The sequence below is a fragment of the Nocardioides eburneus genome, assembly GCF_040838215.1.
In the GTDB taxonomy this organism is placed as follows: Bacteria; Actinomycetota; Actinomycetes; order Propionibacteriales; family Nocardioidaceae; genus Nocardioides; species Nocardioides eburneus.
Map to the genome: position 1 here is coordinate 1 of NZ_JBFPJR010000043.1, position 26,701 is coordinate 26,701.

30 protein-coding genes and 3 tRNA genes are annotated in these 26,701 nt (G+C 70.8%); 16 read left to right on the top strand and 17 right to left on the bottom strand.

Annotated features, from left to right (window positions below; genetic code table 11):
- Positions 1-55: 55 nt before the first annotated feature.
- Positions 56-718 (bottom strand): membrane protein YczE, encoded by a 663-nt coding sequence (gene yczE / locus AB3X52_RS17505; RefSeq protein ID WP_367995384.1) that lies wholly within the window; start codon positions 716-718, stop codon positions 56-58.
- 62 nt (positions 719-780) lie between these two features.
- On the opposite strand from yczE, the gene yczR reads away from it, so the two are divergent.
- From yczR to AB3X52_RS17520, 3 genes are all read left to right on the top strand, one after another.
- Positions 781-2,211 carry a MocR-like transcription factor YczR gene (yczR, locus tag AB3X52_RS17510; RefSeq protein ID WP_367995385.1) on the top strand — a complete coding sequence of 477 codons (1,431 nt, stop codon included), beginning with the start codon at positions 781-783 and terminating at the stop codon, positions 2,209-2,211.
- A gap of 95 nt (positions 2,212-2,306) precedes the next feature.
- Positions 2,307-3,560, top strand: a complete 1,254-nt coding sequence (locus tag AB3X52_RS17515; protein ID WP_367995386.1) for a S1C family serine protease — start codon at positions 2,307-2,309, stop codon at positions 3,558-3,560.
- Between the two features lie 65 nt (positions 3,561-3,625).
- Entirely contained in the window at positions 3,626-5,263 is a 1,638-nt protein-coding gene (locus AB3X52_RS17520; protein WP_367995387.1) for a long-chain fatty acid--CoA ligase, read from the top strand.
- A gap of 66 nt (positions 5,264-5,329) precedes the next feature.
- Here the strand turns inward: AB3X52_RS17520 and AB3X52_RS17525 are convergent, their stop codons facing one another.
- Genes AB3X52_RS17525 through AB3X52_RS17540 form a run of 4 tightly spaced genes read right to left on the bottom strand, consistent with a single transcriptional unit; the run spans position 5,330 to position 7,384 of the window.
- Positions 5,330-5,572 (bottom strand): hypothetical protein, encoded by a 243-nt coding sequence (locus tag AB3X52_RS17525; protein WP_367995388.1) that lies wholly within the window; start codon positions 5,570-5,572, stop codon positions 5,330-5,332.
- A complete protein-coding gene (locus AB3X52_RS17530; RefSeq protein WP_367995389.1) occupies positions 5,562-6,332 on the bottom strand; it encodes a potassium channel family protein in 771 nt (256 codons plus the stop codon). The genes AB3X52_RS17525 and AB3X52_RS17530 overlap by 11 nt, the downstream gene beginning before the upstream one ends.
- Before the next feature lie 35 nt (positions 6,333-6,367).
- Positions 6,368-6,634 (bottom strand): transcriptional regulator, encoded by a 267-nt coding sequence (locus AB3X52_RS17535; RefSeq protein WP_367995390.1) that lies wholly within the window; start codon positions 6,632-6,634, stop codon positions 6,368-6,370.
- Between the two features lie 21 nt (positions 6,635-6,655).
- Positions 6,656-7,384, bottom strand: a complete 729-nt coding sequence (locus tag AB3X52_RS17540) for a DsbA family protein (protein WP_367995391.1) — start codon at positions 7,382-7,384, stop codon at positions 6,656-6,658.
- A 181-nt stretch (positions 7,385-7,565) separates the two neighbouring features.
- Here AB3X52_RS17540 and orn point away from each other — a divergent pair, with 181 nt between their 5' ends.
- The 9 genes from orn to AB3X52_RS17585 all read left to right on the top strand — a co-directional run bounded on the left by orn (position 7,566) and on the right by AB3X52_RS17585 (position 13,924).
- Positions 7,566-8,168 (top strand): oligoribonuclease, encoded by a 603-nt coding sequence (orn, locus tag AB3X52_RS17545; protein WP_437440575.1) that lies wholly within the window; start codon positions 7,566-7,568, stop codon positions 8,166-8,168.
- A gap of 61 nt (positions 8,169-8,229) precedes the next feature.
- Positions 8,230-8,305, top strand: a tRNA-His gene (locus AB3X52_RS17550).
- A 276-nt stretch (positions 8,306-8,581) separates the two neighbouring features.
- A complete protein-coding gene (locus tag AB3X52_RS17555) occupies positions 8,582-8,785 on the top strand; it encodes a cold-shock protein (RefSeq protein WP_367995394.1) in 204 nt (67 codons plus the stop codon).
- A 107-nt stretch (positions 8,786-8,892) separates the two neighbouring features.
- Positions 8,893-9,423 carry a GNAT family N-acetyltransferase gene (locus AB3X52_RS17560; RefSeq protein ID WP_367995395.1) on the top strand — a complete coding sequence of 177 codons (531 nt, stop codon included), beginning with the start codon at positions 8,893-8,895 and terminating at the stop codon, positions 9,421-9,423.
- A gap of 52 nt (positions 9,424-9,475) precedes the next feature.
- On the top strand, positions 9,476-11,053 hold the full coding sequence (locus AB3X52_RS17565; RefSeq protein WP_367995396.1) for a phytoene desaturase family protein: 1,578 nt from the start codon (positions 9,476-9,478) through the stop codon (positions 11,051-11,053).
- An 84-nt stretch (positions 11,054-11,137) separates the two neighbouring features.
- Positions 11,138-11,210, top strand: a tRNA-Lys gene (locus AB3X52_RS17570).
- A gap of 158 nt (positions 11,211-11,368) precedes the next feature.
- Positions 11,369-11,803, top strand: coding sequence for a PPOX class F420-dependent oxidoreductase (locus AB3X52_RS17575; protein ID WP_367995397.1), 435 nt, complete (start codon positions 11,369-11,371; stop codon positions 11,801-11,803).
- A 109-nt stretch (positions 11,804-11,912) separates the two neighbouring features.
- Entirely contained in the window at positions 11,913-13,232 is a 1,320-nt protein-coding gene (locus tag AB3X52_RS17580; protein WP_367995398.1) for a hypothetical protein, read from the top strand.
- 26 nt (positions 13,233-13,258) lie between these two features.
- The gene (locus tag AB3X52_RS17585) at positions 13,259-13,924 is read left to right on the top strand and encodes a class F sortase (RefSeq protein ID WP_367995399.1); all 666 of its coding nucleotides are present in this window, start codon (positions 13,259-13,261) and stop codon (positions 13,922-13,924) included.
- A 57-nt stretch (positions 13,925-13,981) separates the two neighbouring features.
- Here AB3X52_RS17585 and AB3X52_RS17590 read toward each other — a convergent pair whose 3' ends face one another.
- The 3 genes from AB3X52_RS17590 to AB3X52_RS17600 all read right to left on the bottom strand — a co-directional run bounded on the left by AB3X52_RS17590 (position 13,982) and on the right by AB3X52_RS17600 (position 15,949).
- Complete coding sequence (locus AB3X52_RS17590; RefSeq protein ID WP_367995400.1) at positions 13,982-15,136, bottom strand: YihY/virulence factor BrkB family protein; 1,155 nt, start codon at positions 15,134-15,136, stop codon at positions 13,982-13,984.
- Positions 15,137-15,291: 155 nt separating this feature from the next.
- Complete coding sequence (locus AB3X52_RS17595; protein ID WP_367995414.1) at positions 15,292-15,591, bottom strand: GroES family chaperonin; 300 nt, start codon at positions 15,589-15,591, stop codon at positions 15,292-15,294.
- 103 nt (positions 15,592-15,694) lie between these two features.
- A complete protein-coding gene (locus AB3X52_RS17600) occupies positions 15,695-15,949 on the bottom strand; it encodes a DUF3618 domain-containing protein (protein WP_367995401.1) in 255 nt (84 codons plus the stop codon).
- Positions 15,950-16,008: 59 nt separating this feature from the next.
- On the opposite strand from AB3X52_RS17600, the gene bcp reads away from it, so the two are divergent.
- Positions 16,009-16,482, top strand: a complete 474-nt coding sequence (bcp, locus tag AB3X52_RS17605; protein WP_367995402.1) for a thioredoxin-dependent thiol peroxidase — start codon at positions 16,009-16,011, stop codon at positions 16,480-16,482.
- Between the two features lie 36 nt (positions 16,483-16,518).
- On the opposite strand, the gene AB3X52_RS17610 is transcribed toward bcp, so the two are convergent.
- The gene (locus AB3X52_RS17610; protein ID WP_367995403.1) at positions 16,519-17,499 is read right to left on the bottom strand and encodes a fumarylacetoacetate hydrolase family protein; all 981 of its coding nucleotides are present in this window, start codon (positions 17,497-17,499) and stop codon (positions 16,519-16,521) included.
- A 46-nt stretch (positions 17,500-17,545) separates the two neighbouring features.
- Positions 17,546-17,627, bottom strand: a tRNA-Leu gene (locus AB3X52_RS17615).
- 43 nt (positions 17,628-17,670) lie between these two features.
- Here AB3X52_RS17615 and AB3X52_RS17620 point away from each other — a divergent pair.
- A complete protein-coding gene (locus AB3X52_RS17620; protein WP_367995404.1) occupies positions 17,671-18,288 on the top strand; it encodes a Maf family protein in 618 nt (205 codons plus the stop codon).
- Here AB3X52_RS17620 and AB3X52_RS17625 read toward each other — a convergent pair.
- The 4 genes from AB3X52_RS17625 to AB3X52_RS17640 form a co-directional block, all read right to left on the bottom strand.
- Positions 18,278-18,841 carry a GtrA family protein gene (locus AB3X52_RS17625; RefSeq protein ID WP_367995405.1) on the bottom strand — a complete coding sequence of 188 codons (564 nt, stop codon included), beginning with the start codon at positions 18,839-18,841 and terminating at the stop codon, positions 18,278-18,280. The genes AB3X52_RS17620 and AB3X52_RS17625 overlap by 11 nt on opposite strands.
- Positions 18,842-18,871: 30 nt before the next feature.
- Positions 18,872-20,038 (bottom strand): acyl-CoA dehydrogenase family protein, encoded by a 1,167-nt coding sequence (locus AB3X52_RS17630; protein WP_367995406.1) that lies wholly within the window; start codon positions 20,036-20,038, stop codon positions 18,872-18,874.
- Positions 20,039-20,151: 113 nt separating this feature from the next.
- Positions 20,152-21,042 (bottom strand): carbohydrate ABC transporter permease, encoded by an 891-nt coding sequence (locus AB3X52_RS17635; protein ID WP_367995407.1) that lies wholly within the window; start codon positions 21,040-21,042, stop codon positions 20,152-20,154.
- Positions 21,039-21,965, bottom strand: a complete 927-nt coding sequence (locus AB3X52_RS17640; RefSeq protein ID WP_367995408.1) for a carbohydrate ABC transporter permease — start codon at positions 21,963-21,965, stop codon at positions 21,039-21,041. The genes AB3X52_RS17635 and AB3X52_RS17640 overlap by 4 nt, the downstream gene beginning before the upstream one ends.
- Here AB3X52_RS17640 and AB3X52_RS17645 point away from each other — a divergent pair.
- Positions 21,940-22,107: a hypothetical protein gene (locus tag AB3X52_RS17645; RefSeq protein WP_367995409.1), complete on the top strand. Its 168-nt coding sequence runs from the start codon at positions 21,940-21,942 to the stop codon at positions 22,105-22,107. The two genes, AB3X52_RS17640 and AB3X52_RS17645, sit on opposite strands and share 26 nt — an antisense overlap.
- Here AB3X52_RS17645 and ngcE read toward each other — a convergent pair.
- The 3 genes from ngcE to AB3X52_RS17660 all read right to left on the bottom strand — a co-directional run bounded on the left by ngcE (position 22,100) and on the right by AB3X52_RS17660 (position 25,444).
- On the bottom strand, positions 22,100-23,515 hold the full coding sequence (gene ngcE / locus AB3X52_RS17650) for an N-acetylglucosamine/diacetylchitobiose ABC transporter substrate-binding protein (RefSeq protein ID WP_367995410.1): 1,416 nt from the start codon (positions 23,513-23,515) through the stop codon (positions 22,100-22,102). The genes AB3X52_RS17645 and ngcE overlap by 8 nt on opposite strands.
- 160 nt (positions 23,516-23,675) lie before the next feature.
- Positions 23,676-24,473 carry a sugar isomerase domain-containing protein gene (locus AB3X52_RS17655; RefSeq protein WP_367995411.1) on the bottom strand — a complete coding sequence of 266 codons (798 nt, stop codon included), beginning with the start codon at positions 24,471-24,473 and terminating at the stop codon, positions 23,676-23,678.
- A complete protein-coding gene (locus tag AB3X52_RS17660; RefSeq protein ID WP_367995412.1) occupies positions 24,470-25,444 on the bottom strand; it encodes a MurR/RpiR family transcriptional regulator in 975 nt (324 codons plus the stop codon). Before AB3X52_RS17660 ends, AB3X52_RS17655 begins: the two co-directional genes overlap by 4 nt.
- Positions 25,445-25,573: 129 nt before the next feature.
- Between AB3X52_RS17660 and AB3X52_RS17665 the strand changes: the two genes are divergently transcribed.
- Positions 25,574-26,578, top strand: coding sequence for an N-acetylglucosamine kinase (locus AB3X52_RS17665; RefSeq protein ID WP_367995413.1), 1,005 nt, complete (start codon positions 25,574-25,576; stop codon positions 26,576-26,578).
- Positions 26,579-26,701 lie beyond the last annotated feature (123 nt).

Consider the following 26,701-nt stretch of genomic DNA (forward strand, 5'->3'; position numbering starts at 1 on the left):
CTGACGCGCCCGTCACCCCGGCGACCGACCGCCGGTGACGGCAGCCGCCCCGGGCTCAGTCGCCCGCGGGCGCGGCTGCGGCGGTGGGCATGGCCGGAGGCTCAGACGCGGGCGCGAGCACCGGCCGGGCGCCGTACGCGCGCTCGAAGAACGGCAGCGTCCGGTGGACGAGCGGGCCGATGAGCAGTGCCTCGGCGAGGGTGCCGGGCCCGACCTGGCCGCCGAGCAGATAGCCGACGACCAGGACCACGATCTCGATGCCACCGCGGATCACCCAGATCGGCGCGCCGGTGCGGAGGCGGAGCCCGGTCATCAGGCCGTCGCGCGGGCCCGGGCCGAGATGCGGAGCGATGTAGATGCCGGTCGCGCAGGCGAGCAGCAGCAGGCCGCCCGCGAAGAGCGCCACCCGCAGCACGAGGTGATCGGGCTGCGGGATGACATGTAGCCCGACCTCGGCGGCCGGCCCGATGACGAGCACATTGAGGACGGTGCCGAGGCCCGGCCGCTGGCGCAGCGGCAGCCAGAAGAGCAGCACCACCAGGCCGATCAGGTTGGTCATCAGCCCGAACGAGAGCCCGGTCGTGCGCGATGAGCCCTGGGTGAGGACGTCCCACGGCGAGATGCCGATCGAGGCGCGCACCATCGCGGCGATCGCGATCCCATAGAGGACCAGGCCAACCAAGAGCCACACCAACCGCCGCACCATCGTCACGCTCACATGACATAGCCAATCGCGGGTACGACGGGACCACCAGAGGCCAATCCACCTAAAGTGGCCTCATGGCACGCGGACGTCTCGGCGCAGCAGACCTGACCACCATGCTCGGCGAGTGGCGCACCGACGCGCCGGCGTACGACGCGCTCGCCGAGCGCCTCCGGCTGCTTCTCATCGATGGCCGGGTGTCGGCCGACGTACGCCTGCCGAGCGAGCGCGACCTCTCCGCGCGGCTCGGGCTCAGCCGGACGACGGTCACCGCGGCGTACGGACGACTGCGCGAGCGCGGCTACGCCCGCAGCGTCCAGGGGTCGGGGACGACCACCGCGCTCCCGCCCCACGCCACGAGTCCCGCCGACAGCGAGACCGGCATCGACCTCACGAAAGCGACCCTGCCCGCGACCCGGCTGCTCGCCGACGCCGCGGGCGAGGCGACCGAGCGACTGACGGCGCACCTGCCGGGAAGCGGCTACACGCTGCGCGGCCTCCCCGAGCTGCGTACGGCGATCGCCGACCGCTACACCGAGCGCGGCCTGCCGACGTCGCCCGACCAGGTGCTCGTCACGCTCGGTGGGCAGAGCGCCATCGCGCTGCTCGGCCGGGTGCTGATCGCCCGCGGCGATCGCGCGTACGCCGAGAGCCCCTCCTACCCCCACGCGTACGACGCCCTGCGGCTCGCCGGCGCGCGGGTCGTCACGAGCCCCGTGACGACCGAGCAGGGCTGGGACCTGCCGGCGCTCGAGGCCGCGATCTCCCGGACGCAGCCGGTGATGGCCTACGTCATGCCCGACTTCCACAACCCGACCGGCTGGTCCCTCGACGAGGAGGGTCGGGCGCGGCTGCTGCGCGCCGCCGCGCGCACGGAGACGATCGTGGTCGCGGACGACACCACCGCCGAGCTCGACATCGACCGGCCGGTCACCCATCCTCCGCTGGCCGCCCTCGCCGCCGGCCATCGTGCCCGGGTCGTCCACCTCGGCTCGGCGAGCAAGCAGCTGTGGGGCGGGCTCCGGATCGGGTGGATCCGGGCCGAGCCCGAGCTGCTGGGGCGGCTCGTCGCCCAGCGCAGCGCCACCGACCTCGGCACCCCGATCTGGGAGCAGCTCGTCACCGCATTGCTGCTCCCCCGCGCGGCCGCGGTCGTCGAGGAGCGACGCGGACAGCTTCGCGCCGGCCGCACCGCGTTGTACGCCGCCGTCGACCGCCTCCTCCCGGACTGGTCGCTCCCGGCGCGGCTGCACGGCGGGCTCACCGCCTGGGTCCACCTGCCGGCGCCCGTCAGCTCGCAGCTGACCCTTGCGGCGCGCGGCCGCGGGCTGCTGCTCACCGCCGGACCGCGTTTCGGCGCGGACGGCGCCTACGAGCGCCACCTCCGGCTGCCGATCACCGCGGCGCCCGCCGAGATCGAGCGCGCCGTCGGCATCCTCGCCGACCTCTGGCCGCGCGCCGACGCGCTCCCGCACGCTCTCACGGCGCACGCGGAGGCGGTCGTCTGAACATCTCCCAGCACAGGCCTGACCGCTCCACAGCCACCTCATAGCGAACGCGCGGACAGTGAGGTCATCAGCCCTTCTCCTGCGGAGGAATCCCGATGGCCACCGACCGCTCGCCCCGCTCCCGCCGACGCCTGCGCCACACGCTCGCCGCCACCGCTCTGGCGATCCCGCTGGTCGCTCTCCCCGCCGTCGTCCCCGCCGCCGCGAGCGCCGTCGACGACCGCGGCTACGCGCCGGGCTACGGGTACGCGTACGGCGACACCGGCGCCGACGGCAGCGGCAGCTACTGGGACGGCGGTGACTACGGCGGCTACGGCAGCTACGGCTCCGGCGGTAGCTATGGCGGGTACGGCAGCTACGGCGGGGACAGCGCCGGCGGCTCGGGCGGCGGCTGGTCGACGTACGGGCTTCCCGGCGACGGTTGGACGCAGCAGTCGACGACCCAGACGACGGACACGGAGCCGGCCAGCGCCAGCGAGTCGCGCGGCGTCGTGCTCGTGGACACGGTGCTGGACTACGGCGACGGCGCGGCCGCGGGCACCGGGCTGGTGCTGAGCTCGGACGGAATCGTCGCGACGAACCACCACGTGGTCGAGGGCGCTACCAAGATCACGGTGACGGTGCCGGGCGGCAAGAGCTACACCGCGCGTGTGCTCGGCTACGACAGCGTGCACGACGTCGCGCTGCTGCAGCTCGAGGGCGCCTCGGGACTGACGACGGTGACCACCGACAAGGCGGCCGTCTCCACGGGTGAGCAGGTCACCTCGGTCGGGAACGCCGAGGGCGAGGGCAAGCTCGTCGCCGCCGACGGGACGGTCACCGACCCGAGCACGCCGATCACGGTCACCGAGGAGGACGGCAGCAGCGCCCGCCTCACCGGGCTCATCGAGGTCGACGCCGACGTCGTCTCCGGCGACTCCGGCGGTGCGCTGCTCGACGCCGACGGCGAGGTCGTCGGCATGAACGTCGCGGCCTCGAGCGGCGGCACGGACATCTCCGGCTACGCCATCCCCATCAGCCGCGTCCTCGACATCGCCGCGCAGATCCTGACCGGCGAGGAGTCCGGCGACGTCGAGATCGGGTACGACGCCGCCCTGGGCGTCCAGCTCTACGACGGCTCCACGCCGCAGGTCGCCGGGGTCGTCGAGGGCGGGGCGGCCGCATCCGCCGGGGTGACCGCCGGCAGCACGATCACCTCCTTCGACAAGACGACGGTCAGCAGCGTCGACGACCTCACCTCCGCGCTGGCCGAGCACGAGCCCGGCGACCGGGTGGCGCTGGTCTGGACCGACGCGTCCGGTGCGCGCCACTCCGCGACGGTGACGCTCGGTCGCGCACCGGTCGCCTGAGGCCCGCGCCCGACCCGTCCATCACCGCCCCGAGGTCCTTGTGAGCCAGGACACATTCGGTCACCATGTCCGCCATGGACGGGCTGATGCAGGACGCACCTCTGACGATCACATCGATCCTCGACCGCGGCGAGCGCCTCTGGGGCACCCGCGAGATCGTGACCAAGACCCTCTCCGGGGTCGAGCGCGCGACGTACGCCGACCTGGCGGTGGAGGTACGCCGCCTGGCCGGTGTCCTGGACCGGCTCGGCATCTCCCCTGACGGCCGGGTGGCGAGCTTCGCCTGGAACACCTTCCGCCACCTGGCGCTCTACTTCGCTGCACCCTGCAGCGGTCGGGTGCTGCACACCGGCAACATCCGCTACTTCCCGGAGCAGCTGGTCTACACCTTCGAGCACGCCGAGGACGAGGCGGTCTTCGTCGACCGCTCGCTGCTGGGCCTCCTCGGACCGCTCCTTCCTCAGCTGACCACGCTCAAGCACGTCGTCGTGATGGACGACGGGGCGCCGACGCCGCTCCCCGACGACCCACGGGTCGTCTCCTACGAGGAGCTGATGTCCGACGCGCCCGAGACCGACCTGACCGGCCGTGTCACCGACGAGCGCCAGGCCGCCGGCATCTGCTACACCTCCGGCACCACCGGCCACCCCAAGGGCGTCGTCTACTCCCACCGCTCCAACTGGCTGCACGCCATCGGCTCGCTGACCAGCGGCGTCTTCGGGATGACCGACCGCGACCGGGTTCTGCCGGTCGTGCCGCTGTTCCACGCCAACGGCTGGGGCTACGCCCACTCCCCCCTCATGGGCGGCGCGTCGCTGATCATGCCCGGCCCCGACCTCTCGCCCGCCGGCATCGTCACGCTGATGGAGCAGGAGAAGGTCACGGTCGCGGCCGGCGTACCCACGATCTGGATGGGTGTGGCGCCGCTCCTCAAGGACCACGACCTGTCGTCGCTGCGCGCGGTCATCTGCGGCGGCTCCGCCGTGCCGAGCGCCTTGTCCGAGGCCTGGCGCGACGCGATCGGAGTCCCCCTCACCCAGGCGTGGGGCATGACGGAGATGTCGCCGCTCGGCAGCGTCGCCACGCTGCGGAAGGAGATCGAGGAGGCCGGCCGCGAGGCCGAGGTGGCGACGCTCGCGACAGCCGGCCTGATCGCCCCCGGTGTCTCGGCGCGCATCGTCGACGCGGTCAGCCGCGAGGAGCTTCCCTGGGACGGCGAGACGAGCGGCGACCTCGAGGTGAGCGGGCCCTGGATCGCGCGGCAGTACTACAAGACCGACAAGCCGGGTGACTCGTTCTCCCCCGACGGCTGGCTGCGCACCGGCGACGTCGCGGCGATCACGCCGCTGGGCTACCTCAAGATCGTCGACCGCACGAAGGACCTGGTGAAGTCCGGCGGCGAGTGGATCAGCTCGGTCGAGGTCGAGAACCAGGTCATGGCCCACCCGGCGGTCGCCGAGGCGGCCGTGATCGCCGTCCCCCACCCCAAGTGGGGCGAGCGCCCGCTGGCGTTCGTCGTCGTCCGCGACGGCCGGTCGCTGACCAAGGAGGAGCTGACCGCCTTCCTCCAGGAGCGGCTCGGGAAGTGGCAGGTCCCCGACGACGTCGTCTTCATCGACGAGGTGCCGAAGACCTCGGTCGGCAAGTTCTCCAAGAAGACCCTGCGGGAGCAGTACGCCGACTACCGGTTGCCGACGACCTGAGGATCCTGCGCGGCCCGGTGCCGTCGCCCCGCGCACCGGCGCTGGGCCGCGGCACCGGGTAGCGGCTCAGTAGCGCCAGGTGCCGGTGGCGGCGTCGTACTTCTTCCGCAGGCCGCTCTCGTCGTCGCCGGCTTCGGCGACCTCCTGCTGCGCGTCAGCGAGCGGGAGGTAGGGGTGGTCCCAGTGGACGACGGGATACTCCTGGGGATAGATCGCATCCTTCCCCACCCGGAACTGCACCGGACCTCCGGCCTGCCCCTCGAGGTAGACCACGTCGCCCTCGCTCAGCGTGTTCCAGTCAGGCTCCATGCTCCGAGGATGCCACCGGCGGCTCCGCCTCCTGCTGGGGGGTCGCGCGCAACCGGCGTACCTCCGCCCGCAGCTCGCGCACCTCGCCGATCAGCGTCTCGACATCGCTCGCGGTCACCCGGATCGCCTCCTCCTGCTCCTCCTCGACGCCGCGGATCAGCCACGAGGCGAAGAAGGCGGTGACGACACCGAGCAGGGCGATGCCGCAGAGCATGAGCCCGACGGCGACGCAGCGGCCGGTGAAGGTCACCGGGAAGCGGTCGCCGTAGCCGGCGGTCGTGATCGTCGTGATCGACCACCACAACGCGTCACTGAAGCGATCGATGTTGGCGCCCGGCTTCCCCCGCTCGGCGGAGAGGACCGCGACGCTCCCCACGAAGAGCACCAGGACCGTGGCCGAGCCGACGTAGGACGCCACCCGGCCGCGCAGCGACAGGCTGGCGTGCCGGTTGAGGATGCCGAGCAACTTCACCACGCGCAGCAGCCGGAGCGGGCGGAAGACCGGCAGGACGACGATCGCGAGATCGAGCCAGGACTCCCGCAGGAACCGCCAGCGCTGCTCGGCGAGATAGACCCGCATGGCGTAGTCCACCGCGAAGATCGCCCACGTCACCCAGGTCAGCCACCAGCACACTCCCCGCCACGGCGACCCCAGGTCGGGGTCGAGGATCGGCCAGGACCAGGCGGCCAGGAAGACGAGCGCCGCGGTCGTGATCGGCCAGTTGGCCGCCTCCTCCCAGCGCAGACGCGATTCATCCACAGGGACTAGCGTGACATGGCCGGGTCGAGCAGGGCTCAGCGCCAGAGGACGATGTAGTAGACGACGACCGGGATCACGATCGCGCCGAGCAGCCAGGGCGTGAGCGCCGAGAGCTTGTTGATCAGCCGGACGCCGACGATCGCGATGGCTCCGAGCAGGACCGAGATGACGAAGAGGCCCTGTCGCGCGCCGCCCTTGTCCGCCGCGGTGGCGCCGAGGAGCGCCATCGCGGCCGAGTGGAGCATCACCACCGAGCAGAGCAACGACGACAGGACGTATTTCTTGACCTGCTCGATGTGCACGGGCGGAAGCCTAGAGGGCCATCAGGACAGCTGCTTGATCAGGTTCGTGGCGAGGTCCTCGACGCTGGTGCCCTGCTGGTAGAGCTTGCCGTCGAGGAGCACGGTCGGGGTGCTCTGGACCCCGGCGTTGTTGGCCTCGGCGGTGGCCTTGTCGGTCCAGGACTGCTCGCTGTCGGTCGCCTTGATGGCGTCCTCGACCTTCGACTTCTCGGCGCCGGCCTGGACGGCCAGGTCGACGAGCGAGTCCATGCTCGGGAACGGGCCCTGCTCGTCGGGCTGGTTCTCATAGAGCAGGTCGTGGAACTTCTTCGCGACATCGCCGGTCGGGTAGGCGCCCTTGACGACGGCGAACGCGTTGAGCGCCTCCAGCGAGTAGTCGGGCTGGAGGAAGTGGAACGGACGGTACTCGACCCGCACCTTGCCGTCTGCGGCGAGCTTCGCCAGACCGTCGCGCGAGGCCGACTCGAAGGCCTGGCAGTACGGACAGAGGAAGTCCTCATAGATCACGACGGTGTGAGGCGCGTTCTTTGGCCCGATGGCCAGGTCGTACGACGAGGAGACCGGCGCGTCCACCTTCGTGCTGCCGCGCGTGAGACTGATCCCGAGGGCCACGCCGATGATGACCGCGATCGCCACGACCACTCCGACGATGGAGAGGATCCGGCGCCGCTGCTCACGCTTCTTCTGGGCCGCGAGGGTCGCCGCCGCTCGCTCCGCGCGCTCGCGCGCCTTCTCGCTCTTGCTTGCCATCCGTCCGAATCTCCTCGTGTGCGCCCGGCGTGCAGGCTCGGGGTGCGGCCCCGACGGCCTTCACCCTAGGCAACCCTAGAGAATCGGGCTGAACGTGCGCTGAGACTCCCCCGTCGGCGTACGGCGGTAGGGTGCCTGCGTGCCTTCACTCAACGACCGACTCGTGTGGATCGACTGCGAGATGACGGGTCTCGACCTCGAGAAGGACGCCCTCATCGAGGTCGCCGCGCTGGTCACCGACTTCGACCTCAATGTGCTCGGCGAGGGCGTCGACATCGTCATCAAGCCGCCCGCCGAGGCGATCACCCAGATGGACGACTTCGTCCGGGAGATGCACACGAAGTCGGCGCTCCTGCCGGAGCTGGAGCATGGCGTCACGCTGGCCGAGGCCGAGCAGCAGGTCATGGCCTACGTCCTCGAGCACTGCGCGCCCGAGAGCCGTCCCCCGCTCGGCGGCAACACGGTCGCGACCGACCGCTCGTTCCTGGCACGTGACATGCCGGGGCTCGAGGGCTTCCTCCACTATCGCAACGTCGACGTCTCCTCCATCAAGGAGCTGGCTCGGCGATGGTTCCCGCGGGCCTACTTCCAGGCGCCGGCCAAGCGTGGCAACCACCGTGCCCTGGCCGACATCCAGGAGTCGATCGAGGAGCTGCGCTACTACCGCGAGGCCGTCTTCGTGGCCCGACCCGGGCCCGACAGCGCCACGGCCAAGGCGATCGCGGTGCGCCACGGCGGCGCGATCACCGGCCTGGGTGGCCCCGATTCCGCACCGGAGGCGTGATTCCCCTATGCTTCCTTCTCGGTTCTGACGAACTCGCTCGCGAGGTCGCCCAGGACTGATGGTGGGCGTAGCTCAGCTGGTAGAGCATCGCGTTGTGGTCGCGAGGGTCGCGGGTTCGAGCCCCGTCGCTCACCCCATCACTGCAGCAGGACTGCAGACCACGAAGCCCCGTTCTGATCGATCAGGACGGGGCTTCGTGCCAGAACGCCGAGGATGACGCTCCACGACCGATGCCCTGATAGGCTCGCCGTGTTGAAGGGAGCCAGCAGCATCGGCTTTCCCGGCCGCCGTCGGCGGCCGCTCATCTTCGTAGTACTTGGTCTTCGGTTTTGCTGGACATCAGGAGCAGTGCGGATGTCTTCAGCACCGGTCGCGGCACAGTGTCGCGACCACGTCACACCGAGGAAAAGATCATGACCCAGGGAACCGTCAAGTGGTTCAACGACGACAAGGGCTTCGGCTTCATCGCGCAGGACGACGGCGGCGCTGACGTCTTCGTCCACCACACCGCCATCCAGGGCACGGGCTTCAAGTCGCTCCGCGACGAGCAGCGTGTCGAGTTCGAGGTCACGCAGGGCCCCAAGGGCCCGCAGGCGTCGAACGTCCGCGGTCTCTGACCCGTACGCCTCACCCGAGCCCCGGCCCTCGCTCACGCAGCGAAGGCCGGGGCTCGGTCGTTCCCGCAGCCTTTCTCCGCGCCGTTCGTCTGACTAGAGTCAGGCAGATGCCGAGCAGCACGTCCCGGACGCCCGCGTCGGCCGAGGCCGACCTGCTCGTGCGTGGATCGACCGTCACGCTCGAGACCGTCGATCCGCTCTCACCGTCGGCGCAGCAGGCCGTCGGGGCCTACTTCGCCGAGCTCGACCGTCGGTTCCCCGACGGCTTCGACGCCGTCGGCCAGGGCGCGAAGGACGCGCAGCTCCTCGCCGCGCCGCACGGCGCCTTCGTCGTCGCGGTGAGCGACGGCGTCCCGGTCGCCTGCGGAGGCGTCCAGACGATCGGCGAGGGGTCGGAGCGGTATGCCGAGGTGAAACGGATGTGGGTGCACGACGACTGGCGCGGCGCCGGTCTCGGTTCTCGCCTGCTGCGTCACCTCGAGTCGCTCGCGCGCGACCTCGGGCACGCCGTCGTACGCCTCGACACCAACGACCACCTGACCGAGGCCATCGCGATGTACCGCCGGGCGGGCTATGCGGAGGTCGCGCGCTACAACGACAACCCGTACGCCCGTCACTTCTTCGAGAAGGCTCTCTGACGCCCCGTCCGATGCCGCACGCCGGCTGCCACGGGTGCCCTAGGGTCGGAGGGTGACCTCGAGGGAGCGGTACGACGTCGTCATCGTGGGCGGCGGACACAACGGCCTCACGGCCGCGGCCTACCTCGGCCGCGCCGGCCTCTCCGTGCTCGTGCTCGAGCGCCTCGACCACGTCGGGGGCGCAGCCGTCTCGGCGCCGGCGTTCCCGGGTCGGCCGACGCGGCTCTCGCGCTACAGCTATCTCGTCTCGCTCCTGCCGGAGCAGATCGTCACCGACCTGAGGCTCGACCTGACGCTCACGTCACGGCCGACGGCGTCGTACACGCCCTTCGTCCGCGACGGCGGGCCGGGCGGCCTGCTCGTCGAGCGCCCCGAGGGCGAGGCCACCGCGCGGAGCTTCCGCGACCTCACCGGCGGCGAGGAGGAGTACGCCGCCTGGCGCGCGTTCTACGCCGACGTCGCCGACCTCGCGCAGGTGGTCGCACCCACGCTTCTCCAGCCGCTGCCGACCGACCGGCAGATCCGCGAGCGGGTGGACCCCGACCTGTGGCGGGACCTCGTGGAGACGCCGCTCGGCGTGACCATCGAACGGCGCTTCCACGACGACCTGGTCCGCGGCGTGGTCGCCACGGACGCCCTGATCGGGACGTTCGCATCGCTGCACGACCCGTCCCTGCCCCAGAACCGCTGCTTCCTCTACCACCTGATCGGCAACGGGACGGGTGAATGGCGCGTCCCGGTCGGCGGGATGGGCGCCGTCACCGACGCGCTCGCCAAGGCGGCCCTCGGCGCCGGGGCCGAGATCGTCACGAGCGCAGGCGTCCACGCCGTACGCGCCGGCGCGGGCCCCGGCGACGGTGCCGAGGTCGTCTGGGACGACACCGCTGGCCGCCACCGCGTCGAGGCGCGCTTCGTCCTCGCCAACACCGCGCCCTGGGTGCTGCGCATCCTGCTCGGCGAGCCCGAGGACCCGGCCACCAAGCCGGTCGGCTCGCAGCTCAAGATCAACCTGCTCCTCGACCGGCTCCCCCGGCTCCGCTCCGGTGCCGACCCTGCCGTCGCGTTCGCCGGCACGCTCCACCTCGGCGAGGAGCTCTCGGCGCTGGAGCGTGCGTACGCCGAGGCCGCGTCCGGCTCTCTTCCGACGCGTCTGCCCGGTGAGGTCTACTGCCATACGATCACCGATCCCACGATCCTCGGCGACGTCCCCACCGGCACCCACACGCTCACCTACTTCGGCCTGCACACCCCCGCCACACTCTTCGAGGCCGATCCCGAGGGCGCGAAGGCGGAGGCCGTCACGCAGGCGATCGCCTCCCTCGACGAGCACCTGCTGGACCCGATCTCCACAGTCATCGCGCGCGACGCCGACGGCCGACCGTGCCTCGAGGCCAAGATCCCGCAGGACATCGAGGCGGACCTGGCGATGCCGGGCGGCCACATCTTCCACGGCGACCTCGACTGGCCGTGGGCACCCGCGCGCAGTCGGCTGGACGAGCCGGCCGCCCGCTGGGGCGTGCAGACCGGCGTACCGTCGGTGCTGCTCTGCGGCTCCGGCGCCCGACGTGGCGGCGCGGTCTCCGGCCTCGGCGGCCACAACGCCGCGCACGCCGTGCTCGAGCAGGTCTGATCCGGCCCAGGTCGGATCGTGGGGCACCTCCCGATTTTGGGGCGGAGGCGCCCGCTGCTAATGTTTCCTCTCGCCGCAAGGCATGCGCCACTAGCTCAATTGGCAGAGCAGCTGACTCTTAATCAGCGGGTTGTAGGTTCAAGTCCTACGTGGCGTACTTTCCACCGAGGCCAGGTCAGACGACCTGGCCTCGTGTGCATTTCGCGCACACCGACGTCCGCGCGCGACGACGCATCCTCCACGTCGCGTCCCGGCCGGGCGGTCGACGTGGCGACATTGCTGGAGCGGATGACAGGCGGGTGCCACGCTGGGGGCATGGAACTCGACGCAGCACTCGCCATGGCCCGCGCGACCCGCCACTCCACGATCGTCGCCCTCAAGAAGGACGGCAAGCCGCAGCTCTCCAACGTCGCACACGTCGTCGGTGACGACGGGATCGTGCGGGTCTCGATCACGGCGACGCGGGCGAAATACCACAACCTGCGGCGTACGCCGTGGGCCGCGCTCCACGTCAACGGCGCGACGGTGTGGTCCTACGCCGTCCTGGAGTGCGACGCCGAGCTGACCCCGGTGGCGGCGGACCCCCATGACGCGACGGTCGACGAGCTCGTGGAGGTCTACCGCGGGATCGGCGGCGAGCACTCCGACTGGGAGGAGTATCGCGCCGCCATGGTGAGCGACCAGCGGCTCGTCGTACGCCTCACCCCGACGTACGCCTACGGGATCGAGGACCGCCGCACCGGTCAGTGAGGGCCTCGAGGCGCCGTTCTCTCGGTCAGACGTAACCTTCGCCCCTCTTCCGGCGTTGTCGTGATGTCCGTCACTCGTGGAGCCCGGGAGACCGGGGAGGGAGACCACCGTGCGTCGATCAGTCATGTCCAAGGGCGCAGCGCTGCTGGCCGCGACCACCGCGCTGGGCCTCGCCGCCGCGCCGGCGTTCGCCGCGCCCCCGGACTACTCCGCGATCGCGCAGGCCACCGGCACCGCCGTCTCGGTGACGCTCGCCGGCAGCGGCACCGACTCCGATGCCTACACGTCGCGGATCGACTACACCGGCACCCGCGACAACACCGGCAGCAACCGTCCCCTCGTCACGGCGCTGGGTGGGCAGGACTTCCTCTCCGCCGGCACCCTCGCGCAGGATGCGACCACGGCCGTCCGCAACGGCGTCGGTACGTCGGCCGCCTGCGCCGGTCTCGCCGGCGACGGCGCCACGCTCGTCTCGGCCGGTGACGGCACCTGCCTGCGCGGTGGCGAGACGCTCTCGCTCGGCGTGGGCAGCCTCGACTTCAGCAAGCTGACCGTCGTCCAGTCCGGGCTCTTCCAAGGCGTCGACTCGCAGATCGAGACTGCGCTCGCGCCCTACCAGAAGCAGCTCACCCAAGCCTTGAGCGACGGCCTCACGCAGGTGGTCGACGCCCTCGGCGACCCGGCGCTCCACCTCGACCTCGGTGCGGTGCAGAGCCATTGCACCGCCGACGGTCGCACGGTCTCGGGCGCCAGCAACCTCGCGAACGTCGGCGCGTGGGTCAATATCCCGACCGTCGGTCGGGTCGACCTCGTGAAGCTGCCCGTGAACCCCGCTCCCAACACCCACGTCGTGACCGACCTCAGCGGCGTCGTCGACGCCCTCGCGAAGCCGCTGAAGCAGAACCTCGGCAGCACGCTCCCGAACGCGCTCGACAACATCCCCGGCCTCGGCGATGCCCTGGCGCCGCTGCTGTCGCCGGCCGACAGCGGCTTCACCCAGCTGACGCGGACCCTCGAGCAGAACGTCCTCGACCAGCTCAGCAGCCAACTCGCGCCGCTGCAGGACAACCTGCTGGACATCACGCTCAACAAGCAGCAGCGCGGCGCGGGCTCGATCAAGGTCACCGCCCTCGACCTCGCCGTCCTCCCGGTGGCCCGACAGTTCGTCGACGGCGACGCGCTCCACCTGACGGTCGGCACCTCGAGCTGCGGGCCCAACCGGGCGGTCTCGGCGCGGCCCACCACGCCTCAGACCGCCAAGCCGGCGGCCCGCGCCCCCGAGCACGTCCCCACCGTCGTGACCGCCGGCTACGCCGACGCCTCGGACGCTGACAGCCCGATGACGGCTGGCCGCGCCGCGTTGTTCGGCCTCCTCGTCCTCGTCGCGGGCGGCGCGGGTCTGACGGCCTACCGCCGCGCGCGGCGCTGAGCGAGCCGAGCGGATGGCTGAGTCCGATGGCTGAGCCCGCTGGTCCGGCGAGCGGCGCGAGTCGCCTCGGCGCCGCCGCGAGCGGCGTGTGGACGGCGCTCGCCGTCTTCGCCACGGCCATCGTCGTCGCCGGCTTCGTGTGGCCGAGCGGTGCCGGCGGGGCCGCCGTTCCCCCGGGCGCTCCGCTCGTCCTGCGGATGCCAGCGGCCCACACGAGCGCGAAGGTCGTGCCCATCCGGCTCGAGGGCGCGACGCTGGATCCGCCGCGCAACTACACCGAGGTGGGCTGGTGGCGCGGCAGCGCGAAGCCGGGCGCCGCCCACGGCCAGACGGTCATCACCGGCCACACCGTCCATACCGGCGGCGGCAGCATGAACCGGCTCGACCGGCTCAAGCCGTCGCAGGAGGTCGATGTCGTCACTCGGAAGGGCACCTTCCAATACCAGGTCGACACCGTCGACGTGCTCTCCCGCGACCAGATCGCCCGCCGGGCGACCAGGCTCTTCGGCCAGGACCACGGCGATGGCCGACTCGTCCTGGTCACCTGCACCGACTGGAACGGCCACGACTACGAGAGCAACATCGTCGTCGTCGCGCACCGCTACGGCGCCCTCCCCCGCCAGGCGAAGGCTCACGCCCACCAGGCGAGGACGACGGCCACGAACGCGGCAGCAGCGACGCAAGGCCGTTGACCGCGGCCCGCCGAGTCGGCCTCCCTGTGCGCCGACTCGGCCGTCGCTCACCAAGGCTCACCCGGCGTCGAGGTCCTCGTCGCTGGTCCCGTGATGGCCGTGGTGCTTGGCATGGAGGTGACGCATCCGGGTCGCGGCCTCCTGCCGGATCCGCCGCCCCTTCTCGATGTCCTTCCTCCGCTTCTTCTCGCTCTTCTCGATGCCGCGGGTGTCACGCGGCGGGAGTTGCACGCTCTCCTCGGCGGCGATGCCGGACTGCAGCTCGCGGCCACGCTCCAGCTCCGCGTCGACCTCGGCGCCGAAGAGGAGCGCCAGGTTGGTGATCCAGAGCCAGAGCAGGAACACGATGACTCCGGCCAACGACCCGTAGGTGCGGTCATAGGAGGAGAAGTTGGCGACGTAGAACCCGAAGCCGACGGAGGCGAGCGCCCAGACCACGATCGCGATCACCGCACCGACGCTCAGCCAGCGGAAACGCGGCGGTCGGATGTTGGGGGTCCCCCAATAGAGCAGGGCGACGATCGCGATGATGACGAAGGCGAGGACCGGCCACTTGGCGATGTCCCACACCAGGACCGCGGTCGACCCGAGGCCGATCTGGTCGCCGACCGCCTTGGCGACCGGCCCCGTCAGCACGAGCGCGAGCAGAGCCAGGGCCGCCAGCACGAGCGTGACGGCGGTCAGGCCGAGCATCGCGGGGCGCAGCTTCCACACCGGGCGGCCCTCCTGGACGCCGTACACGCGGTTCATCGCCCGTCCGAAGGCGCCCACGTAGCCCGACGCCGACCAAGCCGCGCCTAGGAGACCGAAGACCAGGCCGATGCCGGCGGCGGTGCTGCGGCTCAGCTCGAGCAGCGTGGGCTGCAGCGTGTCGGCGATCGAACCCGCGCCCACGTCCTTGAGGATGTCCAGGACGGTGTCCACACTCTCCCGTCCCTGGCCGACCAGGCCGATCAGCGACATCAGCGCGATCGCGCCGGGGAAGAGCGCGAGCACCGAGTAGTACGTCAGCGCGGCCGCCAGATCGGTGCACTGGTCGCCGGTGAACTCCCGCACCGTCTTGCGCAGGACGTAGACCCACGAGCGCCGCGACAGCTTCAGCGGGCTCGACGGCGGCGTCTCCTCGTCGGTCGAGGCGGCGGGCGCTTCGGCCTGCGTGGCAGCAGCCGCGTCGGCATGCTGACCGCGCTCCTGGCGTACGTCGTCTCTCATGCGGCCACATCCGTCAAGAAGCCGAAAGAATACGGACGCGGCCGCACGACAGACTCGATGGACGCTCGCTGACGCTCGCACATGCGGCGTCGGTACCCACTGCCTCCGGCACCGAACGTGGGCGCCGCGGGCGCCGCGGGCGCCGCGAGGCAGCCCTACAGGTAGAGCCCGGTCGCCTCGTCGCCGACCCGCTCGGCGGCGACGGCATGCACGTCACGCTCGCGCATGAGCACGTAGACCTCGCCCGCGACCTCGACCTCGGCCTTGTCCTCGGGGTCGAAGAGCACGCGGTCCCCGACCTGGACGGCGCGGGCGTGCGGGCCCACCGCGACGACACGCGACCAGGCCAGCCGGCGCGCGCCCATCGCCGCGGTCGCCGGGATGACGATGCCGCCGGAGGAGCGTCGCTCCCCGGCTTCGGTGTCGACCTCGACCAGGACGCGGTCGTGGAGCATCTTGATGGGCGTCTTCTCGCTCACGGGTGGGACTTCTCGCCATTCTTGGTCGGGCCGTGCGGTGTCAGGCGGCCGGGGATCGCGGCGCCAGGGGTCGGCGCGGTCACTTCGCGATCTTGCGCAGCGCCACGAAGAGCACGATCGTGCCGACGACGCCGCCCACGGTCTTGAGGATGTTGGCGGTGATGGGCTGCCCGGTCTCGGGGTCGACGTAGACCGCCTTGACGGCGGCAATCTGTCGCGACGCGACCGTCTTCGGGCTCGATCGGTAGAGGAGCTCGTCGATCGTGCCCGCCAGACGCTCGCGGACCTCCTCGATCTCGCTCTCGAGTGCGGACGTCGGGTCTGCCTTGGCCATGCCGCAGAGACTATCGGCAGATTGGTCGCCGCAGGGTGACCGGGCGGTAGGTTGGCGCCATGACGCGATTGGCGCCCGGCGACACCGCCCCCGAGTTCAGGCTCACCGACGACACCGGCCGGGAGGTCGCCCTGAGCGACTACCTCGGCCAGAAGGTCATCGTCTACTTCTACCCCGCGGCGATGACGCCGGGCTGCACCAAGCAGGCCTGCGACTTCACCGACTCGCTCGACTCGCTGAAGGCGCAGGGGTACGCCGTCGTCGGGATCTCCCCCGACAAGCCCGAGAAGCTCGCGAAGTTCCGCGAGCGCGACCACCTCACCATCACCCTGCTGTCCGACCCGGACAAGACGGTGATGAAGGAGTACGGCGCGTTCGGCGAGAAGAAGCTCTACGGCAAGCTCGTCGAGGGCGTCATCCGCTCCACCGTCGTGGTCGACGAGGACGGCAAGGTCTTCCTCGCGCAGTACAACGTCAAGGCCACCGGCCACGTCGCCAAGCTGCGCCGGGACCTCAGGCTCGAGGACGCCTGACCCATCCCCACCGCGGCCGGCCGCGCGTCGTACGCCTCACTCGGCGGTGAGCGCGAGGGTCCCGAGATGCTCGAACTCGACCGCGACCGTGTCGCCCGGGTGGATGAACACCGCGTCGGTCAGGCCGCCGGTGAGCACGATCTGGCCCGCCTCGATCGCCTCCCCGCGCTCGGCGAGCGCGTTGGCGGCGAGCGCGAGCGCCTCGGCCGGGTGACCCTGGACCGCGGCCCCCGTGGCCGTGTCGACCACCTCGCCGTTGACGGTGAGCCGGCAGGGCTCCGCCGCCAGATCGAGCTGGTCGGGCCGGAGCGTCTCGCCGCCGACCACGAACCGCGCGGACGAGGCGTTGTCGGCAACCACGTCGGGCAGCGCGAAGCTGAAGTCGGTGAAGCGTGAGTCGATGACCTCGAGCCCGGCCTGCACGCTCGCGACGGCGTCGAGGGCTGACTCCGCGGTGATCCCCGGTCCCTCCAGGCGCCGTCCCATGACGAAGACGATCTCCGGCTCGACCCGCGGGTGGATGAGCTCATCGACCCGCAACGGCTCGCCGACCTCGAGCCGGTAGCCGTCGGTGAGCACCGCGGTCAACGGCGAACTGATCCCCATCCGCCGCTGCTTCGCCTCGGAGGTGAGCCCGAGCTTGACGCCGACCACCTGCTCCCCGCGCTCCACCAACTTCTCGACGAGGCGCCGCTGCACGGCGTACGCCGTCGCGAGGTCGAGCTCGGGCCACTCGTCCGTGAGACGGCCGCGGTCACGCCGCTCGGCCTCCGCCGCCAGGAGTACGTCGGCGGCCGACTCGATCGTCCAGCCGACGCCACCGCGAGAGGCTGCGGCCTCCGACTTCAGCACGTCCCCGACTGCCCAGCGGTCGGCCGGGACCTCGGTGACGACAACCCGGACCGTCTCCAGGGGCGCCCCGAGCGAGGCCGACACCGTCCGCGCCACCTCCTTGATGCAGCGCGCGACGACCTGGTCGTCGCGGCCCTCCACCAGCGTGATCTGGACGATCGGCACAGCGGCCCCCTCCGTCGACGCGCTGACCGACCGATCGGTCAGCGGGTGCCGGAGGCGGGACTTGAACCCGCACGCCCAAGGGCACGGGAACCTAAATCCCGCGTGTCTGCCTGTTCCACCACTCCGGCTGGCGGGGCCAGTCTAGAGAGTGCCCTGCCCTAGATTGACGGCATGCCGACCCTCGTCCTGGCCAGCCAGTCCCCTGCCCGCCTCAAGACGCTGCGCGACGCCGGGGTGGAGCCGGTGGTGATCGTGAGCGGCGTCGACGAGGACCAGCTCGCCGGCCTGGCCCCGACCGAGCTCGCGCTGCGGCTGGCGGAGCTGAAGTGTGCAGCGGTCGCCGGCCGCGACGACCTGCCCGCCGCGGCGCTCGTGCTGGGGTGTGACAGCGTCCTCGAGCTGGACGGGCAGGCGCTCGGGAAGCCGGGCACCCCCGCGGAGGCGACCCGGCGCTGGCAGGAGATGCGCGGCCGCTCGGGCGTCCTGGTCACCGGGCATGCGCTGACCGACACGAGGACGGGGTGGACGACGTCCGCGACCGCGGCCACGACGGTCCACTTCGCCGACATCGATGACGAGGAGATTGCGGCGTACGTCGCCACCGGCGAACCGCTCCACGTCGCCGGCGCCTTCACGATCGACGGCCTGGGCGGGGCGTTCGTCGACGGCCTCGAGGGCGACCACCACAACGTCGTCGGCCTGAGCCTGCCCCTGCTGCGCCGGATGCTCGCCGAGCTCGGCCACTCCTGGACCGCGCTCTGGCACGCCGGCGAGAGCGTCACTCCCTGAGCTCCTCGGAGACGTGCAGCCGGATTGCGTCGGCCGACCGTCCCGACTCGATCCCCTCGAGGACCTCGGCCGCCTCCGCCGTGGCACGCGGGTCCTCGTAGACCTCGGTGTAGCGGATCTTGCGGTGGAAGACGAACTGCCGGAACAGGTAGAAGCGGGCGACCTGGGACAGCAGGAGCCCGACCACGTTGCCGGAGATGTTGTCGGCGAGCGGGCTGGTGAGGTCGAGCGCGTGCCGGCTCAGCCACAGGCAGCCGAGCGGGATCGTGGTCATCGTGATGATGTTGATGACGGCGTACGACACGAAGCCCTCGCCCGCCTTGGCGCCGGCGCGCTGCTTGAACGTCCAGCGCCGGGAGAGCTCGTAGGACACGAGCATCCCGACGCCGTGGGAGACGACGTAGGACCAGGTGACGTGACCGTGCAGCGGCGACCAGATGCCGTAGGGCCGGTAGGCGAGCCAGTTGTAGAGCACGATCGCGACGAACGTCGAGATCGCACCGACGGCCATGAACCGGACGATCTCGCCGAGCAGCCGCCACCCCCTGGACACGGCGAACAGCCTACGGTGCGACGACCGCGACTACTCCACAGGCAGGCCGAGTCCGCGCGCGATGAGCATCCGCTGCACCTCCGAGGTGCCCTCGCCGATCTCCAGGATCTTGGCGTCGCGGTAGAACCGCGCGACGGGGTACTCCTCCATGAAGCCGTAGCCGCCGAAGACCTGGGTCGCGATGCGGGTGGCCGTCACCGCGGCCTCGGAGGTGTAGAGCTTGGCCACCGACGCGGCCCGCTTGAACTCGCTCGTCGGCGCACCGGCGTCTCTCATGGCCGCCGCCTTGTAGGTCAGCAGCCGGCCGGCCTGGACCATCACCTCCAGGTCGGCGATCTGGAACGCCACCCCCTGCTTGCGCCCGATCGGACCGCCGAAGGTCTGCCGCTGACCGGCGTACTCCAGGCAGAGGTCGAGGCAGGCCTGGACACAACCGACGGCGAGCGCCGCGATCGCGACCCGACCGTCGTCGAGGGTGGCGAGGAACTGCGCGTAGCCGCGGCCCCGCTCCCCGAGCAGGTGGTCGGCCGGGACCCGGACGTCCTCGAAGGTCAGCGGGTGGGTGTCGGAGGCGTGCCAGCCGAGCTTGTCGTACGCCGGCTCCGCGGTGAACCCGGGCGTCCCGGCCGGGAGCATCAGCGCACTGATCTCGGGCTTGCCGTCCGCGCGCATCCCGGTGCGCGCGGTGACGGTCACGACCGAGGTGATCTCTGAGCCGGAGTTGGTGATGAACTGCTTCGCCCCGTTGACGACCCACTCGTCGCCGACGAGCTCGGCACGGGACCGGGTCGCACCCGCGTCGGAGCCGGCACCCGGCTCGGTCAGCCCGAAGCCGGCCAGCCGCTCGCCGGCCACCAGGTCGGGCAGCCAGCGCTCCTTCTGCTCCGGCGTGCCGTAGGTGAGGATCGGGTTGATGCCGAGCCCGACACCGGCCTCGAGCGTGATGCCGAGGGACTGGTCCACCCGGCCCAGCTCCTCGATCGCGACGCACAACGAGGTGAAGTCACCGCCGGCGCCGCCGTACTCCTCGGGCGCGGTGAGCCCGAAGAGTCCCAGCTTGCCCATCTGTTGCACGACCTCGACCGGGAAGTGGTGGTCGCGGTCCCACTGGGCGGCGTACGGCGCGATCGCGCTCTCGGCGAAGTCGCGGACGACGTGCCGGAACTCCTCGTGCTCGCGGGAGAGTTCGAAGCTCATGCCTGCAGGTTAGCGTTCGTTAACCGCGGATGCGAGACCGCGGTCACATCCTTTGCCCGCGAGCCGGACGCCTTGGCCCGGCGCCCCGGCCGCCGCCGGGCGGTCGGCCTCCCTCAGCGGAACGTGCCGGCCGAGAGCGCCCCGGCGAGCCGCCGCTGGAAGACCAGGTAGACGACGAGCACGGGCACGACCGTCATCACGATCGCGGCATAGAGAGAGCCGAAGTCGATGGAGTAGCCCGAGCCCGACGCGAAGCGCGCCATGCCCTGGGTGAGCACGTAGTGGTCGGGGTTCGTGTTGAGCGCCACCGGCAGCAGGAACTGGTTCCACAGCCCGAGGAAGTTGAAGATCGCGACGCTCGCCATCCCCGGCCCCGCCATCGGCAGCATGATCTGGAAGAACGTCCGCCACTCACCCGCGCCGTCGATCAGCGCCGCCTCGTAGACGTCGTCGGGCAGCGTCTTGAAGAAGGCGTAGAGGAAGAAGACGGTGAACGGCAGGGCGTAGGCGACATACGTCAGCGTCAGTCCGGGGAGCGTGTTGAGCAGGCCGACGTCCTTCAGCACGAAGAACAGCGGCACAATCACCAGGAACACCGGGAAGACCAGCCCGCCGAGCATGAGCACGTAGATCAGCCGACGCCCCGGGAACCGGAAGCGGGCCAGGACGTAGGCGCACATCGCGCCGAGGAGCATGACGAGGACCAGCGCGCTGGCCACGACGAGGACGGTGTTGAGGAAGAACCGGCCGATCCCGGCATCGGTCCACGCGTGGGTGTAGTTGTCGAGCTGCCAGTGCGCCGGCAGCGAGAACGGCGAGTGCAGGATCTCCTTCGTCGTCTTGAACGACGACAGCACGACCCAGAGGAACGGCACGATGACGATGACCGACCAGATGACCAGCAGCACGTGGGAAGTCGTCTCGACCGCCACGTCCCCGGCGGTGTGGACGGCGCCTTGCCCGCGGGTCGGCGTGGTCCTCTGCGTGGCGACGGCGGTCGTCATGCCCGGCCCCTCTCGTCACGTCCTCCGAACAGGCGGATGACGGCGAACACGATCGCCGCGAACAGCAAGGTGATGACCGCGAGCACCACGCCCATCGCGGTCGCATAGCCGAACTGGTTCTTCTTGAAGGCCGTGGTGAGGAGGTACTGGCTCATGGTGAGCGTCGAGTTGTCCGGACCGCCGCCCGAGTTGAGCGCCTGCATGAAGACGAACGCGTCGAGGCAGAGGATGCCGATATAGATGTACGCCGTCTGCACGTTGTCCCGGATGAGCGGGAGCGTGATCGAGACCGCCGTGCGGAGCCGGCCGGCGCCGTCGATCCGCGCCGCCTCGTAGATCTCGGCCGGCAGGCCCTTGATCGCGGCCACGAAGAGCACGGTGTAGAAGCCGATCGAGCCCCAGATGATGACGAACATCGATGCGGGCATCGCGCTCTTCACCTCACCGAGCCAGGCGAAGTCGGTGAACCCGTGCAGGCCGACCTTGGTGAGGACACCGTTGAGCAGCCCCGACGCGGGATCGAAGACCTGCGCCCAGATCAGGCCGATGACGATGGCCGGGACGGCGTAGGGGAAGAACGAGACGGTGCGATACCACCCGCCTGCGCGGATGCCGCGCACCGCGCCCGTGCTGGGTCCGCCCATGGTGACCACGATCGCGATCGCGAACGCGGCCGCCAGGGTCACGATCGGCACCACGATCGCCAGCTCGATGTTGTTGCGCACCGCGTGGACGAAGATGTCGTCGTGGGCCAGCTTGGTGAAGTTGGCGAACCCGACGACGTTCATCTCCGGGGAGAAGCCGGTCCAGTCGGTCAGCGAGTAGAACAACGCCTCGCACACCGGGACGAGCACGAAGACCACGAAGATGGCCAGCGGCAGGCCGAGGAAGACCACCATGAAGCTGACCCGGTCGAAGGTCAACTGCGCACGCCACCGGGCCAGCCGCCGCCGGGCGGTCACGCGGGGGCGGCCGGCCGACGGCGTACGACGCGCCGCCCTGCTGTGCGTGCTGCTCTTGACGCTGCTCTTCATGCTGCTTGTCGCGCTCGCCATCGTCAGGTGATCTTGAGCTTCTTCACGGAGGAGTCGTTGGCGACCTTGTCGCTGATCTCCTGCATGCCCTTGGTCAGGCCGGCGACGTCGGTGTGGCCGGAGAGGAAGGAGTTCCAGACGACGAGCTGGTCGCTGTCCATGCCGTAGTAGTCGTAGAACTGGTAGTTGAAGACGTTGTCGCCGGCGTCGTCGAGCATCTTCGACTGGGACTTCAACGCGGTGGACCCGAAGCCGTCGGCCGGCACGGTCCCCTTGACGATCGTCGGCGCCAGCTTGGTCTTGGAGAAGTTGGTCGCGGCGTCCTGCGACAGCATCGCGCGCAGGATCTCCTTCCCGCCGGCCGGGTTCTTGCCCTTGCTCGGCACGATGAACCCCTCCCCGGACGCGGCGCGCAGCGCCTCGTACGGCATGGCCGGGCTGTCGGTGAGGGTCGGCTCCGGGAAGCCGGTCATCTCGAAGCCCGACTTGGTGGCCTTCTTCATCTCGTTCTCGATCCACCCGCCGGAGGGGTAGAGGATGGCCTGCTGGTCGTTGCTCCACTTGGCCTGGGCGGCGGTGAACTGCGTGCCGGCGCCGCCCGGGACGAACATCCCCCGCGTCACCATCTCGCCCAGCTTCTCGAAGATCCCCTGGATCGCCGGGTGCGACCAGGCCTTCGGTTCGAGGTTCTCCAGCGCGAGACGGACCTCGTCCCCGCCTTCCTTGGCCGCGGAGTCGATGGCGAGGGTGCGGTAGTAGGTCGCCGCCTCCTTGCCCCAGACCCAGAGGTACTTGCCCTTCGCCTTGGCCTTGGCGCCGAGGTCGAGCGCCTCGTCCCAGGTCTTCGGCGGCGTCCAGCCGTTCTCCTGGAACAGCGAAGCGCTGTACCACACGGCGTACACGGTCATGACGTAGTTCATGGCGACGAAGCGGCCGTCGTACGTGCCCGTCGCCTTCGCGTTGGGGTAGAGCGTGTCGGCGATCTTCGTGCCCTCGTAGTTCTTCGCGTCGAAGACGTCGTCGAGGGTCTCGAGCTGCTCGGCGATCGTGTTGAACCCGATGATCCCGGCCCCGGAGTTGTCGATGAGGTCCGGCGGGTTGCCGGCCGCGAAGCGGGGCTGCAACTCCTGGGCGATCTGCGTCGACGGGGAGACCTTGATCTTCACCCCGCTGAAGTCCTTCTGCTTCGTCACCTGGTCGGCGGCGAACGTGACGTAGTCGTAGCCGTAGCCGCCGTTGAAGATGACGGCCTCGACGCTCGTGTTGTCCTTGAGCCCGAACGGGTTGGTCGCCGACTTGGTGCCGGACGACGTGGAGCCACCGCCACCGCTCGGCGAGGAGCAGGCCGCGAGCGGGCCGGCGAGCGGGAGGAGGGCTGCCGTGGCGAGCGCTCCTCGCATGAAGGTACGGCGGTCGAAACGACCGGTGTGCTGGGTCATCGTTGCCTTCCTTGGTGGGTGCTGGTGCTGCGGTTGGTCGTGTCCTTGTCCTTGGTGCTGTGTGCCTGTGCTGCTGTCTGCCTGTGCTGCTGTCTGCCTGTGCTGCTGTCTGCCTGTGCTGCTGTCTCTCGCGGAGCCGCCTGCGCGTGCCGCTCCCGTCTCACGACAGGGAGCCGATGCGGCCGGCGTACCTCTCCTTGAGCGCGTTGTTGTGCTCGTCGCCGCCGGGGACGTTGGCCGAGATGTAGAGCGGCGGCACCTCGCCGTCGGCGCGCAGCCGCGCGGCCGCGCCGACGGTGAGGAGCTGCGCCAGATAGGCGGCGGTGATGGAGGAGACCGCCCCGACGCCGAGACCATCGCCGAGCGGAAGGGTGGTGTCGCCGTACGGCGCCCGGTTGTCGATCACCACGTCGGCGATCTCGGAGAGCCGCTTGCCGCTCGGGTGCTTCGGGGTCACGGCGTTGGTGTGCTCGAGGCTCGTCACGGCGATCACCGGGTGGCCCTCCTCCTTGGCGCGCAGGGCGAGCCCGACGATCGAGCCGTTGACCCCGGAGTTGGAGGCGATGAGGAACACGTCCGCCGGGTCGAAGCGGTAGAGCGCGTAGAGCTCGTCGACGATCGTCGCGTCACGCTCGAGGGTGCCGTCAGCGAGGATCGCGGCGTCCCGGCCGCCCTTGAGCACGACGTCGCGCAGGGCCACCGCATGCGTCGGGATCAGCCCGCCCGCGCGGCCCGCGATCTCCATCGCGAAGGCCTGCGAGTGGCCGGTGCCGAAGGCCTGCAGCACGCCACCCTTGCGCAGCGACGTCACGATCAGGTCGAGCGCCGGGTCGAGGCCGCCCACACGGACCTCCTCGTCGATGGCGGCCAGGCGGCTGCGGACCTGGCCGGCGAAGTCGACGAACAGGGCGGCGGGGTCGACGGGACCGGTGCCGGGACCGGTGGATGAGGCGGTCATGAGGCAGAGGTTCCTTTCGACGGTACGACGCCGGGCCGGACCACCCGGGCGGAGGTGCGCTGCGGGCGGCGGTGGGGCGAGACAGCGGCCGCTGAGGCGGCGAGCATGCTCGTCGTACGCGAGAAATCCTGCTGCGCGACGAGGAGGTAGAGCAGGTCGATCACGAACATCTGGGCGTGCTTGGCCGAGAGGTCGTCGGGCTGGAGGTACTCCCCCGGCGCATAGCTCACGAGGTGGGCGTCGGACATCGCGGCCAGCGGGGAGGACGGGTTGCTGGTCACCGCGACCGCGTAGGCGCCGGTGGACTTCGCGAGCGTGAGCATCTCGATCGTCTCGTCGGTGCGGCCGGTGTTGGAGAACCCGATCGCGACGCACGACTCGGTGAGGAGCGCGGCGCTGGTCAGGCCGTCGTGGACCTCACCCCACGCGTGCGCGTTGATCCCGATGCGATAGAGCCGGGCCTGGAGGTCGGCGGCGACGGTCGCGCTCCCACCGATGCCGTAGATGTCCACGTGCGTGCTGCGCGCGATGGCGCGAGCGATCTCGGCCACGAGCGCAGCGTCGAGGAGGTCGGCGGTGGAGGTCAGGGCGACCGTGTGGGCGTTGACGAGCGTCCGCATGACGTCGTCGGGCGCGTCGTCCGGCTGGAAGGCCCGGCCGATGTCGGCGTCCCAGGTCTCATGGGCGCTGGACCGACCCTGTTCGGCGGCGGCGCCGACCCGGAGCGTCGGGTAGCCGGCGTACCCGATGACCCGGCAGAAGCGGGTGACCGTCGCGGGCGAGGTGCCGGCCCGCTCGGCGAGCTCGGTGATGGAGAGCTCCAACGGCAGCGACGGGTCCTCGAGCAGGAGCGCCCCGATCTTGGCCATCGCCACCGACATCGTCGGCAGCGCGGCTCTGATCCGGCTGCTCGCACCGAAGCCTTCTATCGTCTGCGCCACGAGGACTCCCTTGCCGTCGTGAAAATCCATGTCACGATTCACGGAGTGTTCTCGAAAACTTCTTACACCTCGCCGCACGGCACAACCACTTCAATGTCACGAATAGGTAACGAATGAGCGCGTGCACCGCGGAGCACCGATGACGGCCCGGATCACCCCATGACGGGACCGTGGACGACGACCCCGCCGTCGGCCTACGTCGCGGTCGACGGCGGCGGGACCAGCACGCGCAGCGTGGTCGTCGACGCCACCGGTCGGCGTCTCGGCGTGGCGCGCGCGGGCAGCGGCAACCCGGTCTCCGCCGGCACTGAGCTCTCGGCGCGGTCGATCACCGAGAGCGTCGCCGCGGCCCTGGCGGCGGCAGGCCTGGGCGCCGACCGGCTCGGTCTTCTCCTGCTCGCCGTCGCCGGGACGGGTTCGCCGACGCATCGCGAGGAGCTCCGACGGCGGCTCATCGAGGCCGGCCTGGTCATGCCCGTGGTCTTCGAGAGCGACCTGCTCGCGATGTTCGCCGCCGGGACGCACGTCCTCGACGGCTACGCACTCGTCGCGGGCACCGGGGCCGCCGCGATACGCGTCGAGGACGGTCGACAGGTCGCGGTCGCCGACGGTCTCGGCTGGCTCCTCGGCGACGACGGCTCCGGGTTCTGGATCGGCCGCCGCGTCGTGCGCGCGGCGCTCGCCGACCTCGACGGGCGCGGCCCCACCACCGCACTGACCTCGCTCCTGCTGGGACGGCTCGGTCTCGCCCCCGACGTCGCGAGCCCTCGCGAGACCGTGGCCGCCGCCGTCTCGCGGTTGTACGCCGACCGCCCGGTGCGCCTGGCCGAGTTCGCGCGGCTCGCGTTCGAGGCGCGCGGCGACGAGGCGGCCGCGACGATCCTCCGCGGCGCAGGCTCGGCGCTCGCCCGGACGCTCCACGCGGTCGCCGTACCGCCTCTGCGGGGGCCGGTCGTGCTCGGTGGCAGCATCCTGGCGCACCACCCCGACCTGGGTGCCGTCGTCGCCGGCGAGCTCGCCCGGATCCTCCCGGACGGCGAGGAGCCGGTGGACGTGCGGACCGTGACCGACGGGCTCACCGGTGCCGCGGTGCTGGCGCTCCGGCGCGCAGGGCTGACCGTCGACGAGGCGGTCCATGCGAGGCTGAGGTCGTCCATATCGTGACGGAGACCACACCCGGACGCCGGTCCGCGGCCCCCCACCCTCTCCTCTAGAGTGGGCTCGCCCATCCCACACGGAGGAGTTCGACCCCGGTATGACGCAGACCAAGCCACTCACGAAAGTCCT